This is a genomic window from Chitinolyticbacter albus (assembly GCF_024437655.1).
Classification (GTDB): domain Bacteria; phylum Pseudomonadota; class Gammaproteobacteria; order Burkholderiales; family Chitinibacteraceae; genus Chitinolyticbacter; species Chitinolyticbacter albus.
Genome location: NZ_JANBVF010000009.1, coordinates 37,554 through 52,157 on the forward strand (window position 1 = coordinate 37,554; position 14,604 = coordinate 52,157).

Annotated in this window: 13 protein-coding genes; 2 read left to right on the forward strand and 11 right to left on the reverse strand. The window is 62.5% G+C overall.

Features of this window, described 5'->3' with window-relative positions:
- Positions 1-12: 12 nt before the first annotated feature.
- The 5 genes from NLI84_RS07235 to mutS form a co-directional block, all read right to left on the reverse strand.
- Positions 13-2,088: a sensor histidine kinase gene (locus NLI84_RS07235; protein ID WP_255989259.1), complete on the reverse strand. Its 2,076-nt coding sequence runs from the start codon at positions 2,086-2,088 to the stop codon at positions 13-15.
- 111 nt (positions 2,089-2,199) lie between these two features.
- Positions 2,200-2,781, reverse strand: coding sequence for a transcription elongation factor GreB (gene greB, locus NLI84_RS07240; protein ID WP_255989260.1), 582 nt, complete (start codon positions 2,779-2,781; stop codon positions 2,200-2,202).
- 6 nt (positions 2,782-2,787) lie between these two features.
- A complete protein-coding gene (rluB, locus tag NLI84_RS07245; protein WP_255989262.1) occupies positions 2,788-3,885 on the reverse strand; it encodes a 23S rRNA pseudouridine(2605) synthase RluB in 1,098 nt (365 codons plus the stop codon).
- 108 nt (positions 3,886-3,993) lie between these two features.
- On the reverse strand, positions 3,994-4,428 hold the full coding sequence (locus tag NLI84_RS07250; protein WP_255989263.1) for a hypothetical protein: 435 nt from the start codon (positions 4,426-4,428) through the stop codon (positions 3,994-3,996).
- Positions 4,429-4,522: 94 nt separating this feature from the next.
- Positions 4,523-7,084, reverse strand: a complete 2,562-nt coding sequence (gene mutS, locus NLI84_RS07255; RefSeq protein WP_255989264.1) for a DNA mismatch repair protein MutS — start codon at positions 7,082-7,084, stop codon at positions 4,523-4,525.
- Between the two features lie 173 nt (positions 7,085-7,257).
- Here mutS and NLI84_RS07260 point away from each other — a divergent pair, with 173 nt between their 5' ends.
- Positions 7,258-7,734 (forward strand): hypothetical protein, encoded by a 477-nt coding sequence (locus tag NLI84_RS07260; protein WP_255989265.1) that lies wholly within the window; start codon positions 7,258-7,260, stop codon positions 7,732-7,734.
- Positions 7,735-7,743: 9 nt separating this feature from the next.
- Here the strand turns inward: NLI84_RS07260 and NLI84_RS07265 are convergent, their stop codons facing one another.
- The 3 genes from NLI84_RS07265 to phaR all read right to left on the reverse strand — a co-directional run bounded on the left by NLI84_RS07265 (position 7,744) and on the right by phaR (position 9,826).
- On the reverse strand, positions 7,744-8,169 hold the full coding sequence (locus NLI84_RS07265; protein ID WP_255989266.1) for a DUF3293 domain-containing protein: 426 nt from the start codon (positions 8,167-8,169) through the stop codon (positions 7,744-7,746).
- A gap of 2 nt (positions 8,170-8,171) precedes the next feature.
- Positions 8,172-8,954, reverse strand: coding sequence for an inositol monophosphatase family protein (locus NLI84_RS07270; protein WP_255989268.1), 783 nt, complete (start codon positions 8,952-8,954; stop codon positions 8,172-8,174).
- 221 nt (positions 8,955-9,175) lie between these two features.
- Positions 9,176-9,826 (reverse strand): polyhydroxyalkanoate synthesis repressor PhaR, encoded by a 651-nt coding sequence (phaR, locus tag NLI84_RS07275; RefSeq protein WP_255989269.1) that lies wholly within the window; start codon positions 9,824-9,826, stop codon positions 9,176-9,178.
- 224 nt (positions 9,827-10,050) lie between these two features.
- Here phaR and NLI84_RS07280 point away from each other — a divergent pair, with 224 nt between their 5' ends.
- Entirely contained in the window at positions 10,051-10,617 is a 567-nt protein-coding gene (locus NLI84_RS07280; protein WP_255989270.1) for a phasin family protein, read from the forward strand.
- 63 nt (positions 10,618-10,680) lie between these two features.
- On the opposite strand, the gene NLI84_RS07285 is transcribed toward NLI84_RS07280, so the two are convergent.
- From NLI84_RS07285 to rpsO, 3 genes are all read right to left on the reverse strand, one after another.
- Positions 10,681-11,736, reverse strand: a complete 1,056-nt coding sequence (locus NLI84_RS07285; RefSeq protein ID WP_255989272.1) for an SGNH/GDSL hydrolase family protein — start codon at positions 11,734-11,736, stop codon at positions 10,681-10,683.
- A 195-nt stretch (positions 11,737-11,931) separates the two neighbouring features.
- A complete protein-coding gene (gene pnp, locus NLI84_RS07290; protein ID WP_255989273.1) occupies positions 11,932-14,085 on the reverse strand; it encodes a polyribonucleotide nucleotidyltransferase in 2,154 nt (717 codons plus the stop codon).
- A gap of 226 nt (positions 14,086-14,311) precedes the next feature.
- Positions 14,312-14,581: a 30S ribosomal protein S15 gene (rpsO, locus tag NLI84_RS07295; RefSeq protein ID WP_255989274.1), complete on the reverse strand. Its 270-nt coding sequence runs from the start codon at positions 14,579-14,581 to the stop codon at positions 14,312-14,314.
- Positions 14,582-14,604 lie beyond the last annotated feature (23 nt).

The window sequence follows — 14,604 nt, forward strand, 5'->3', positions numbered from 1 at the left end:
GCGCGTTTGCAATCAGCCTGGCACTTTGTCACCTGCGATCGGCAGATCCACGTAGAAGGTCGCACCGTGCCCCAGCACACTCTCACAACCCACCTTGCCATCCATGGCCTCGGCCAGCCGCTTGACGATCGATAGACCCAGGCCGGTGGTGTGCTCACCGCCGGTCGGCACAGCCGAGAGCCGGCTGAATTTGCGGAACAGGCGCTCCATCTCGTGCGTGGCGATCCCCGGCCCCTGGTCGGATACGCGAACTTGCACCCGCTCACCGATGGCAACCGCCTCCAGCCGGATCGTGGTCTGGTGCGGCGCATACTTGGAGGCGTTCGAGATCAGGTTATCGAGCACCTGCCACATGGCCTGGCGATCGGCCGTGACTTCCAGGCCGTTGGGGGTGTAGATGCAGTACTGCTGTTTTTCCGCGAGCCGCGTTTCCCAGCTGGCCACGAGCTCCGGGCATAGCACATCCAGCGACAGCCGTTCCGGTTGCAGCTGATAGAGGCCCGCCTCCAGCGCGTTGATATCGAGCAGGTTGCCCAGGATGCGTTGCATGCGCTCGGACAACTTGACGATGCCAAGCAGGCGGTCTTCGATCCGCTCGCTCGACCACTCGCCAAGCTTGCCGACGATCAGTTTGGTCATGCCCTGGATGCTGGCCACCGGGTTCTTCAAGTCGTGCGCGGCAATGGTCAAGAGTTCGTTCTTTTCCTCGTTGAGCTGGATCAGCCGCAGGTTGGCCGCTTCCAGCTCCATATTGCGTACCGCGAGCTCCTCGGTGCGCTGCTCCACCAGCTCCTCCAGCTTGTGCCGGTGCAGCTCGATGGTGGTGGCCATGCCGTCGAAGGTGCGCGCCAGTTCGCCCAGTTCGTCATCACGGTGCGTATCAAGGTTGTCCGAGCGCTTGCCGGCGGCCAGCGCGAGGATGGCGCCCTTCAGGCGCGATAGTGGCTGCGCCACATCGTGCCGCAGCGTCCAGGCCATCACCGCCAGTTCCAGCACCAGCGCGATCAGGCCCAACAGCAGCACCATGCTCGCCGCAAGCGCCGCCTTTTCCTGCAGCATGCGCTTCGGATACACCGAGACGAACAGCCAGTTCGCGCCCTTGATCGGCGCAACGCCCAGCCATGCGCTGCCGTCGAGCGACTCGACAAAGGGGCGTGTCGGCGTCGCCTTGAGCACCGACTCGTACAAGCCACGCAGCTCCGCATCGTCCATGTCGGTCACGCGATACGCCCCGCCGGCGTCGCGGATCTGGTTCATCCGCCCCGGATGGGCCACCAGGTCGCCATCGCGGGTGATGATGAAATTGTGCGTGCCGGGAATGCTGATGCTGTTGGTGCGCTCTATCAGCTCGTCGAGCAACACGTCCTGGCCAGCGCCGCCGACAAAGCGCCCCAGGTAGTCGATGGGGGTGACCACCGATACCATCCACTGGATGGCCTGCTTGTCGAAGTAGATGCCGGTCCAAAACGTCTTGCGTTCCGGATTGCGCGCCGGTGTCGCGCCGATTTCGGTCGGCAACTCAGCGGCAAAGTCGGCTACCGAACCATTGCGCGCATAGTTCAAATCCGGCAGGAAGATCACGCTGCCGTCCGATACGTTCAGATCGATGAAGGTGTCGTAATAACGGCTGCGGTGTGCCGGGCCGTACTGGCTGGTCAGATCGAAGCCGACCAGCACCTCGCGCATGAACTCGGGCGTGAGCTTCACATTGGGCAGCAGCGCGACCGTGGCCTGATGCTCGAAATCGTCGAGTTCCAGCCGCACCCGCCAGACGCCATCACGCTCCTGATTGAACAACTGGTGAAAGCGTGGCGCCGGATCGGTATCGCCATAGAGCGCCATGCGGCGCACGAACTCGTCGCGCAAGCGCTTGGTGTTGATTTCGGCTTGCAGGAAAGGCTCGGATTCGAGCTGGCTGCGCGCGGCGATGTATTTGCCGAGGTTGACCAGCGCCTCTTCCTGAAAGCGCCAGTAGCTGTAGTAATACGAGACGGCGGTGAGCACCAGCGCCACGATGCCGATACGCAGCGCGATATTGCGCAGCACTCGGCGGGATAGCGTGGGCGTGGGTTTGACAGGCTCGGTCATGGCACGAGCATAACGGAGCCAGTTATCAGCGCCAAGCGGACAGCTCGCTACTGTCGCCTATGCAGCGAATCGGGCAGTAAATCATGACAATGGGTTGAATATCCAAGGCTTTCAGTCCTGCCTGGCCGGATCGGGCGGCCCATCGAGCCTGCGATAGACCACGGTGAGAATTTCCAGCTCTTCGATGCCGGCCGGGGTGCGCAATTGCACCACATCGCCTTCGCGCGCCTTCAATAGCGCCCGCGCCACCGGGCTGGTCCAGCTGATGTGGTTGCGCTTGAAGTCGGTTTCGTCGACGCCGACGATGGATACGGTTTCCTCACTGCCATCTTCGCGCAAATAGCTGACCGTGGCGCTGAAGAATATCTGGTCGGTGACTTCACGCGTTTCCGGGTCGACCACCTCGGCGTGTTCCAGCCGCTTTTGCAGGAAGCGGATGCGCCGGTCGATTTCGCGCAGGCGGCGCTTGCCATACTGGTAATCGGCATTTTCGGAGCGATCCCCATTGCTCGCGGCCCAGTTCACCACCTGGGTCACGTGCGGGCGCTCCTTGTGCACCAGATCGTAGAGCTCGGTGCGCAGCCGGTGCCAGCCGCCCGGCGTCATGTAGTTCTTGCTGCCTGCGGGCACCTTGAGCTCGGGCGGCAGCTCGTCGTCCGCATCCTCGCTCTCGCGGGTGAAGGCCTTGCTCATGCCGCCTCAGTCCTTGGCCTCGCCGTTGAGCTTGAGGTCGGCCCATTTCATCACCGCCAGCACCTCGGTCTCGTTCAGCTCGTAGAACTGGCCGCGCTTGAGCCGGGGCGGCAGGCCGAACATGCCAAAGCGTACCCGCATCAGGCGACTGACCTGCATCTCGTAATGCTCGAACATGCGGCGTACCTCGCGGTTACGGCCCTCCTTCAGCACCACGTTGTACCAGTGGTTCATGCCCTCGCCACCCGAGGCATTGATATGGTCGAACTTGGCCGGACCATCGTCGAGCTCGATGCCTTTCTTCAGCTCGGCGATCTGCGCGTCGGTCAATTCGCCCAGCACGCGCACCGCGTATTCGCGCTCGATCTCGAAGCGCGGGTGCGTCATGCGGTTGGCCAGATCGCCCGAGGTGGTGAATACCAGGAGGCCCGAGGTATTGAAGTCGAGGCGACCGATGGCGATCCACTTGCTCGAAGCGAGCTTGGGCAGGCGCTCGAACACGGTCACCCGGCCTTGCGGATCATCGCGGGTGACGAGTTCGCCTTCCTGCTTGTGATAGAGCACCACACGCGGCAGGCGGTCCGGCCAACGCAGCGCCACGCGCTTGCCGCTCACGCGCACATCGTCGCCCGGTTTGACCTTGGCGCCGAGTTCGGCGATGCGGCCATTCACACTGACTTTGCCTTCGGCGATCCAGGTTTCCACCTCGCGGCGCGAACCCCAGCCGGAGAACGCCAGCGCCTTCTGCAGGCGTTCCTCGCCGATCTGGTCGGCGGCAATGCGTTTCTCGCGCAGCTGTTTCTGCTTGGCCACCTGCACTTGCGAGCCGGCGCGCACCCGCAGTTTCTTGGCACGTTTCACCGGCGCGCGGCGCTCGGTCACCGGCTGGGCGACTTCCTCGCCGGATCGCGCCGTGGCGGCGGCTCTTGGCATTGCCGACTTCGCCGCGGGCTTGCGCCGCTTGCCATCGCCCAGCGCCGACTTGCTGCTGACCCAGTCGCCGCCAGGGCTACTCTTGGCCTGTGCGACCTGAGCGCGCCGTTGCTGACCGGCCTTCTGTTCACTGATCGCCGGCTGCGGGCGACGTGCTCGGTTGTTTTTCATGCGGAATGTTTCCAGTTCAAACCGGGATTATACCTTGGAGCTCCAATGCGCCGCGCCAAAGAACAAAGGCCGCCATCAAGGCGGCCCTGTCGGCAGCGCGCATCGGCATCATCCCTCGGCAAAAAAGGCAATGCTGCCTATGCTGGTGAGCCCCAGATTGAAATGCTGGCGGGCAAACTCTTCGCTGCGTCCGGACAATTCCGCACGACGCATGATTTCGTGCAGCACTTCGACTTCCTTGAACCACTTCAAGAGCCGGGTATCGTTGTTGACAAAGGTTTCGATCGTATTCTTGGCCGGGTGATCGCCCAGCACGGCGACGAGCCCTCCCTCGGTGCTGGCGAGCTGAATAGCCGGCGGAACGGTAACGCCCAGCCCATCCAGATGCCCCATCAGGTCGTCGCCGTAGCGCTTGAGCTCGTTGGCCGCCTTGCTGCGAATGTCCGACAGCCTGACAGGCCCTTCGCCTCCTTCGGCGCCGAGGAACCGCGCTATGCCGCCGTCGAGTGCGGCGCCCTCTTCCACATCGCTTACCATGTTCACGGTGTTCTTCCTTGTCAGTTTAGGTATCAGTTGATCCACCACATCCTAGCAAACCGAATTTTGGATTTTCGGGGCAATGTGACAGACGGTTGACCTAAAGCAAGGAACGGAGTTCATAGAGCATTTCCAATGCCTGGCGCGGGCTGAGCGCATCTGGATCAAGTTCGGCCAGACGCTCCATCGCAGCATGGCTCACCGGTTCCGGTTCGGGCACAGCCTGAGGCGCAAACAAGTCTCCTTGTAAGCCATTTGCCACGCCAACCTGTTCAAGATCCGTAAGCTTACGTTTTGCCTGTCGGATCACCTCCCGCGGCACGCCGGCGAGCTGGGCCACCGCCACACCGTAGCTTTGCGAAGCGGGGCCTTCCTGCACCGCGTGCAGGAACACGATCTTGTCCTTGTGCTCGATTGCATCGAGATGGACATTGGCCACCACCGGATAATCCTGAGCCAGGCGCGTCAATTCGAAATAGTGCGTGGCGAAGAGCGTGTAGGCGCGGTTCTTCTCGATCAGAGCCCGCGCGATTGCCCACGCCAGCGCCAGCCCGTCGAAGGTCGAGGTTCCCCGTCCGACTTCATCCATCAGCACCAGGCTCTCGGCGGTAGCATTGTTGAGGATATTGGCGGTCTCGGTCATTTCGACCATGAAGGTCGAGCGCCCGCCCGCCAGATCGTCGCTCGCGCCGATCCGGGTAAAGATGCGGTCGACCCGGCCGATCGTGGCGCGCGTCGCCGGCACCAGGCTACCCACATGCGCCAGCAGCACGATCAGTGCCACCTGGCGCATATAGGTCGACTTACCGCCCATGTTCGGGCCGGTGATCAACAGCAGCTTGCGGGTGGCCGCCAGCGCCAGATCGTTGGGAATGAAGTCTGCGATCTGTGCCTCGACCACCGGGTGGCGGCCGGCCTCGATATCGAGCAAGCTGTCGTCGACAAACTCCGGCGCCACATAGCGACCGGTGACCGCGCGCTCGGCCAGGCACGCCAGCACATCGACCGTCGCTACCGCTTGCGCCGCCAGACGCAGCTCCGCAAGTTGGGGTTGCAGGCTTTCCAGCAGCTGCTCGTATAGCTGCTTTTCCAGCGCCAGTGCCCGTTCCTGCGCCGACAAGGCCTTGTCTTCGAACTGCTTGAGTTCCGGCGTGATGAAGCGCTCGGCGTTCTTCATCGTCTGGCGACGGCGATAATCGGGCGGCACCTGGCCGAGGAAGGAATTGGTGATCTCGATGAAGTAGCCGGCAACGCGGTTGTACTCGACGCGCAAGGTGGCAATGCCGGTGCGCTCACGTTCGCGCACTTCCATCTGTGCCAGGAACTCGCCGCCGTGGGTCTGGATCTGGCGCAGCTCGTCGAGCTCGGCCGAGTAGCCATCGGCGATCACCCCGCCCTCGCGCAGCACCACGGCGGGCTCAGGCAGGATGGCGGCAGCCAGCTGCGCCTGGATCGCCGCATCGGGCGCCAGTGCCTGGGCCAGGCCGGTGAACAAGCCGCTTTGCGGCAACGCGGCGATCAGCCGCGGCAGCTGCGCCAGGCTATCGCGCAGGCTGGACAGATCGCGTGGCCGCGCCGAGCGCAAGGCGATGCGTCCGGCGATGCGTTCGATATCGGCGATTTCGGCCAGCACCCGCTGCAGATCGACATAGCTGCCGGCATCGATCAGCGCGGCGATCGCGTCCTGCCGCTCCAGTATGCGCGACTGATTGCGCAGCGGATGGTGCAGCCAATGCGCCAAGAGGCGCGAGCCCATGCTGGTCGCGCATTGATCGAGCAGCGAGAACAGCGTGGGTGCGGCCTCGCCGCGTATCGTTTCGGTGAGCTCCAGATTGCGGCGCGTGGCGGCATCGAGTTCGATGTACTGGCTGGCATACTCGACGCGCAGCCCGGCCAGTGCCGGTAGCGCACCGCCCTGCGTGCTCTTCACGTATTCGAGCAGCGCGCCGGCCGCGCCCAGCGCCAGCATCGGCTCGTTGATGCCGAAACCGGCCAGATCATGCACGGCAAAATGGCGCGCCAGATTGCGATTGGCCGCGTCGGCATCGAACTGCCACGGCGCGAGGCGCCGCACCGGAATCTGCAGCTGATCGAGCAAAGCGAGCTCGGTATCGTCGCCGACCAGCAACTCGGCGGCGCGCAAGCGCTCAAGCTCGGACGGCAGCTTGTCGACTTCGGTATCCATCAGCGCGAAATCACCCGAGGCCAGCGACAGCCAGGCGAGACCCAGCCGGCCCTTGTGCGCGACCATGGCCAGCAGGCGGTTCTCGCGCTTGTCGTCGAGCAGCGCCGCATCGGTCAGCGTGCCGGGCGTCACCACCTTGACCACCTTGCGCTCGACCGGCCCCTTGGCCGTCGCGATGTCGCCCACCTGCTCGGCAATCGCCACCGATTCGCCCAGCTTCACCAGCTTGGCCAGATACCCCTCGCAGGCATGGTAGGGTATGCCCGCCATGCGGATTGGTATGCCGGCGCTCTGGCCGCGCGTGGTAAGCGTGATGTCGAGCAGCTTGGCCGCCTTCACCGCATCGTCGTAGAACAGCTCGTAAAAGTCGCCCATGCGATAGAACAGCAACTTATCCGGGTGCTCGGCCTTGAGCCCCAGATACTGCTGCATCATGGGGGTGTGGCTTAACTCGTTACTTTCTTTTTTCTGCTTCATCGAGGCGCTGTCGAATACTATGTGGGCTACACGGTAAGGCCGGCATTTTAGCAAGGCCATCGCCTCAGGCGCGCTTATTTGGTGTGCGACTTCGGTGCATGTTCGAGTAGCTTGCGCCGTTGCAGGCAAAGCAGCCGTGTGCAACCAGGCTTTACCCAAACCAAGACCTGTTTATGAATCACGTCATCGTCGCCCTGGTGCTGGCCCTCATCGCTGGTGCAGCACCCGCCGATGCCACGGCGGAATCACGCAACATGGACATTGCGCAGCCCGAGCACGCGTCAGCCATCCTCAGCAAGGTGAATCTGGACCGGGTAAAACGCCATATCATCGTGGCGGGTTCGCGCTGCACCTATGCCAACAAGTACAACCACAACCCCTGCCTTGCGACCTCCGACTTCCATCTTTACCTGAACCCCGACCCAGGCCCTGACGGACATCCGCAGTGGAATATCGATTGCGATGTGACGCGCGGCGATTTCAACACACTGGTAGTTCAGGAAAAACATGACCAGAACGACTGGCACATGGTCGCTTTCATGGGGATCGACAAGCCGGTACACGTTCGTTCAGGGTCGCGCCGGGTGCTGGAGCAGGCAGTACGACAGGTACTGGATCAGCTCAGCGCCAGCGACACAAGCGGGCAATAGCACTGCCGCTTAGCGACACCACACCAGCTGCACAGGCTCGCCAAGGCGGCCAACTACCACGGCGTTCTGCTCGAAGCGCTGACCCCATGCGCGTGCCGCCGCAAGTTCAAATCCCGGCACCCAGAGGGAGGGTTCGGATTGCCAGCCGGCTTCGTCAGGCTCGCCGAGCGCTTCAACCAGCGTAAAACCCGCCGCACTCAGCGCATCGATCAGGTTCTGATGCCGAGCCAGGTTTTCATGCGCGCAGAGTTGGGCGGCTGAATAAGGATTGCAGGCCGAGATCAACAGCCAGCTCGTTTCGCCCAGTCGCGCCAGCTCCGCGTCGACCTCGGGGTGGCGCTGCCCCACGCGTATGCAGAAGCCGAGCGATGGCACCCGATAGCGGGTGGCGCGGTAGGCCGCGCCAAACTGCGCCTCGAGCTCGGCCTCGGTCATGCTTAGCGGATATGCTGCTTGATCAGGTGCAGCATCTGGCCGAACACGCGCGGTGTGCCACACAGCACGTCGCCCGACTGCAGGTAGTGTTCCTCGCCCTTCATGTCGGTGACAAGGCCACCCGCTTCCTGCACCAGGAGGATGCCGGCGGCGATATCGACCAGCTTGAGATCGAATTCGAAGAAACCATCGAAACGGCCGCAGGCCACGTAGGCCAGATCCAGCGCCGCAGCGCCCGGGCGGCGCACGCCGGCGGCCTGCTGCGCCATATCGCGGAAGATCGCCATATAGGCTTCGAGGTTATCGAACTTGGTATAGGGAAAGCCGGTGCCGACGAGCGCATCGGACAGATCACGTACCTTGGAGACACGGATGCGGCGATCGTTCAGGAAGGCGCCGACGCCGCGGGTCGCGGTAAAGAGGTCGTTGCGGTTCGGGTCGTACACCACCGCCTGGGTGATCACGCCCTTGTGTTCGAGCGCGATCGAGATCGCGTATTGCGGAAAGCCGTGCAGGAAATTGGTGGTGCCATCGAGCGGATCGATGATCCAGGTAAATTCGGATTGACCGCGATTGCCCGATTCCTCGGCATGGATGGCGTGGGTGGGATACGCCTCGAGGATGGTCTCGATGATGGCCGCCTCGGCGGCACGGTCAACTTCAGAGACAAAGTCGTTGTGGCCCTTCTTCTCTGCCGCGATCAGATCGAGGTTGTTGGAGGCGCGCTGAATGACGGAGGCAGCGCGGCGGGCGGCACGAACGGCCGTGTTGAGCATCGGATGCATGGCGGGTTTCCTAGTTTTGCGAGAAGCGGTCGACCACGCTGCATTGCCGCAAATGCGGCAGTGACAGGAACCCGCCGCGCCAGGCGCGGCATCGATGCGGATTGTGGGGTCACCCGAGGCAACCGGCTTCTAAAGATCGAAAAAATCGCGGCTATTGTACCGCGACTCTTCAGATTGCGCTAAGCCCCTGTTCACACGGGTATTTGTGCCTGCCTCACGCTTCAGGACGCCTTGGGTGGGCGACGCTTCGCAGTCTTGGTCTCGTCGTCGCCATCCTTGCCAGCCAGCGGCGGCTCGGACGGCTGAGGCTCGCCGGGGCCCGGCTCGTTCTTGGCATACCCTGGCATGCCAAAGCCGGTGAACAGGTGCTTGGCCCGGTCCTGCAGCTGTTGCTGCATCTCGACGAACAGGCTGGTGCTGCTTTCCAGGTAGTTGCTCATCATGTTCTGCAGCGCCGGGCCCTGGAACTTCATGAAGTCGCCCCACAGGTTGGCGTTATTGAGCAGCGGGTTGTCGGTGCTGATGGCAGACTGCGCCTGGTCCTGCAGCCGGTGCTGCATCTCGGCGAACAGTTGCATGTTCTTCTCGAGATAGTTGCCCATCAGCCCCTGCATCGCGTGGCCATAGAAGCGGATGATCTGCGTCAGCACGTCATAGGTGAACAGCGGCATGCCGCCCGCCTCTTCTTCCATGATGATCTGCAGCAGCACGCTGCGGGTGATGTCGTCGCCGGACTTGGCGTCGAGCACCTGGATGTCGGTGTTGTCGAGTACCAGTTGCTTCACGTCCGCGAGGGTGATGTAGGAACTGGTCGCGGTGTCATACAGCCGCCGATTCGGGTACTTCTTGATCACGCGTCTAGCGGCACTCATGCCTTCTCCCTGCTTGTAGTCATTGTTCGTCCAAGTACAGAAAGATAGCTTGCGTTCATCGTTTTATGCAACCGCTCATGCTGCACCGCACAAATAAAGGTTGACATGGGAAGCCCCCATCGCCAGAATGACCCTCGTATTGTGCAAAGCAACATGGCAATTGCATGCTGCGTTCGGCACAACAAGTAGATCGAACCCATCCTCTGAAAGACAGGAGTGCAATCATGAGCCAAGCCCAGCAACAATTCATCGACTTCGCTACCGACTACGTCGAGTCTTCCCTGCGTTTCGCCCGCATCTCGCTCGATTCCGTCGAACGCGTGACCAAACTGAACCTCGAGACTGCCAAGAGCTCGCTCGAAGACAGCGCCAAGAATGCCAAGGCCCTCGCCTCGGTGAAGGATGTACAGGAAGGCCTGGTTCTGCGCCAGAAGCTGGGTGAAGCCGGCGTCGAGCAGTTCTCCGCCTACTCCAAGAGCCTGTACGACATTGCCTCGCAAGCCCAGGCTGAAATCGCCAAGCTGATCGAAGAGCGCACCACCGTGTTCAACAAGGACGTGGTGTCGGGCCTTGATCGCTTCGTGAAGTCGGCCCCGGCCGGTACCGATGTCGCCGTCGCCGCCGTCAAGTCCACCGTGCAGGCGACCGCCGCCGCCGTCGACAGCCTCACCAAGGCCGCCAAGCAGGTTGCCGATTTCACCGATGCCTCGGTGAAGGCCGCTACCACCGCGACCGCCGACGCAGTCAAGGCCGCCACCAAGCGCGCCGCCAACAGCAGCACTGCTGCCTGATCTGCCGCGTTGCAGCCATAAACAAAGGGCGCCCTCGGGCGCCCTTTGTTGTTTCTACTAAGATCACTTCCAGATGCCCAGGCCATCCACCAACGCGGTCAGCCTGTCTGCAATGGCTTGGTGATCCCTGATCGACGGATGCCACTGGCAACCCAGATTGTCGAGGCCGTCGTAGTAGAAATAAGCGACACGAAGGTCGCCTGCCGCCCTCGCTTCGGTCACGATCTCTTGCGCCACCTCGCGCAAGGTGTTTTCCGGCCACAGCGCGGTAGCGCTCACCACCACGTAGGGCCGACCGTAGCGTTGCCGCAACTGCGCGATCAGATCGCGATACGCGGCCTTGTACGCCGTGCGCAATGTTTCCCGGGTAAAGGCCTCGCCATCCTTGGGTGGCACCGAGAAATCGTTGATGCCTAGCCCGACCACCACCAGTTGCGGTTTCCACGCCGGGTCGACCCAGGCGGTGTCGATCGCCGGCACAGCCCGATCGTAGTAGTCGCGATAGTCCACCGTGGGCAAGGCACCGGCGTAGTTGCGCACCAGGCCCAGCCCGGAATACCCGTTCAGCTGGTAGTCCGCAGCGAAACGTTTCGCGGTCAGCGCGCCGAAGGTGATGTCGGCATTGCTGCTCGCCACGAGCTCGGCATCGCTGCAATCGCGCTTGCCCGATTCGGCACCCAGCCCCGCAGTATACGAATCTCCGATGAACTCGATCTGCCGGGTAGAGGCTGCGGGCGGCGGCAACAACTTGCCGCCTTCGCCTGCGACAAAACCAAGGAATCGGCCACTGCCCTCGGCAAGCTCGGTGCGTTTGACGACGCGGATGGTGTGGCTGCCCTGTGGCAAATCCCTGACCCAGTGCGTCGTTCGGTCGGGTCTGGCGACGATGCCGGCCGGCTTGCCATCGACTTCGATCGCGTAGTGGTTGGTGTCGTCGTCGAACCTGATGCCGACGCTGCGGCCCTCGAAGCGGGCATTGAAATACACACCAGGCCAGCCGACACGGACACTGCCATCTGCTTGGCGCAGCACGCGGCCGCCAACCTCGTAATCGCGGGTCGCGGCCGGCGACGACACCGCCAACGTAGCGAGCGTGGCGGCAATGATGGACAGCTGCATGACTCCTCCTGTTCGCTGATGCGACTCTCTGCCGGTTGAGGGCACGGCGCTAAGCCCAGCCGATGGTGCTGGTCTGGCGAATTCCCAGCAAGCACTCCCAGGCAGTCGCGCGAGCGCGGTCATGCAAGTGCACAAGCGCTGCAAAGAAAAACGCCACGCTAGGCGTGGCGTTTCTCAGGCGGAGCCAGTTGCCGATTATTCGGCAGCAGGTGCCTCGACAGCCGGCGCGACGGCCGGAGCCTGCGCCACGGCTTCGTCGTTCAGTACGGCCTTGATCGACAGACGAACGCGACCCTTCTCGTCCTGCTCCAGCGCCTTCACGCGCACGACCTGGCCTTCCTTCAGGTAGTCGCTCACGTTCTTGATACGCTCGTTGGCGATCTGGCTGATGTGCACCAGGCCATCGCGACCCGGCATGATCGAGACGATGGCGCCGACGTTGTTGTCGAGGATCTTCACCACCGGGCCTTCGTAGATCTTGCCGATCTCGACTTCGGCGGTGATTTCGCCGATGCGACGCTTGGCTTCATCCGCGCCCTCGGCCGAAACCGAAGCGATGGTGATGGTGCCGTCTTCCTGGATGTCGATCTGGGTACCGGTTTCCTCGGTCAGCGCACGGATCACCGAGCCCCCCTTGCCGATCACGTCGCGGATTTTCTCCGGGTTGATCTTCATGGTGTAAAGACGCGGTGCGTGCTGCGACACTTCGGTATTCGCGCCGGCGACTTCAGCCTTCATGATGCCCAGGATGTGGATACGGCCAGCCTTGGCCTGATCCAGCGCCACCTTCATGATTTCCTTGGTGATGCCGTTGATCTTGATATCCATCTGCAGCGCGGTGATGCCGTTGTCGGTACCGGCCACCTTGAAGTCCATGTCACCGAGGTGATCTTCATCGCCCAGGATGTCGGTCAGCACCGCGAAGCGGTTGCCTTCCTTGATCAGGCCCATGGCGATACCGGCCACGTGGCTCTTCAGCGGAACGCCGGCATCCATCAGCGCCAGGCAACCGCCGCAGACCGAAGCCATCGAAGACGAACCGTTCGATTCGGTGATTTCGGAAACGACGCGCATCGAGTAGGCGAACTCTTCCGGCGTCGGCAGCACGGCCACCAGGGCGCGCTTGGCCAGACGGCCGTGGCCGATTTCGCGGCGCTTCGGGCTGCCGACGCGGCCGGTTTCACCGGTCGAGTACGGCGGGAAGTTGTAATGCAGCATGAAGCGGTCGGTGTACTCGCCGGCCAGCGCATCGATCTTCTGCTCGTCCAGCTTGGTACCCAGCGTGGCAACGACCAGGCCCTGGGTTTCACCGCGGGTGAACAGCGAGGAGCCATGGGTGCGCGGCAGCACGCCGTTGCGCACGACGATAGGACGCACGGTGCGGGTATCGCGGCCGTCGATACGCGGGTAGCCATCGAGGATCTGGTTGCGGACGATCTTGGCTTCCATGTCGTGGAAAATGCCGCGGATCTTGTTGGCTTGCAGCGTATCGGTGTCTTCGGTGATCAGCGCAGCCTTCACCTTGGCCCAGGCTTCGTTCAGCTTGACCGTGCGAGCCTGCTTTTGCGCAATGCGGAAGGCTTGGGCAATGTCGTCACCGGCGATGCCGGCGATTTGCGCTTCCAGTGCCTCGTCGCGGCTCGGCTCTTCCCAGTCGAACAGCTCCGGATTCACTTCGTCGGCGAGTTCGTTGATCGCGTTGATCGCGGCCTGCAGCTGCTCGTGGCCGAACACCACGGCGCCCAGCATCACGTCTTCCGGCAACTCCTTCGCTTCGGATTCGACCATCAACACCGCTTGTTCGGTGCCGGCGACGACCAGATCCAGCTGGCTGGCCTTGAGTTCGTCCTTGGTCGGGTTCAGCAGGTACTGGCCATTGGCGTAACCGACGCGCGCGGCGCCGATCGGGCCCTGGAACGGCACGCCGGCGATCGCCAGTGCGGCCGAGGCGCCGATCATGGCAGGGATGTCAGAATCGATCTGCGGATCGAGCGAGATCACGGTGGCGACGATCTGCACTTCGTTGAAGAAGCCTTCCGGGAACAGCGGGCGGATCGGGCGATCGATCAGGCGGCTCGTCAGGATTTCCTTCTCGGACGGACGACCTTCACGCTTGAAGAAACCGCCGGGGATCTTGCCGGCGGCGTAGGTACGTTCTTGGTAATCGACGGTCAGCGGAAAGAAATCCTGACCGGGTTTGACGCCCTTGGCGGCGACGACGGTGACCAGCACCACGGTGTCGTCCATGGAGACGACGACGGCGCCGGAGGCCTGGCGGGCGATTTCGCCCGTTTCCAGCTTCACGGTGTGCTTGCCGTACTGGAACGATTTCACGATTTTATTGAACACGGATTTTCCTTTTCTCTACAGTGCACCCTCGGCCCTGGGCGTAGCGGCAATGGCAATCGGGCCGATGCAATACAAGCTGCGCGGGGAGCGCGGGGTTGAGTAATGCGACGATTGCCGGTTCCGACACAACCTGCCGGTCTATCCGCCGTCGGAACCACGGTTGAGCGGGTAGACCGTTTGAAACAAAAAAGTCGCAGTCTTGAGAGACTGCGACTTTTGGCCGGGATTACTTGCGCAGACCCAGCTTGGCGATCAGTTCGCGGTAGCTGTCTACGTTGGTGCGCTTGAGGTAGTCCAGCAGACGGCGGCGACGCGACACCATCTTCAGCAGACCACGACGCGAGTGGTGATCCTTGGCATTGGCCTTGAAGTGGGGGGTCAGGTCATTGATGCGCGCGGTCAAGAGGGCCACTTGCACTTCCGGGGAACCGGTATCGCCTTGTGCACGTTGGAACGACTTGACGATATCGGCCTTCTGTTCGACGGTAACTGTCATTTATTCATTACTCCAAAGTTGAG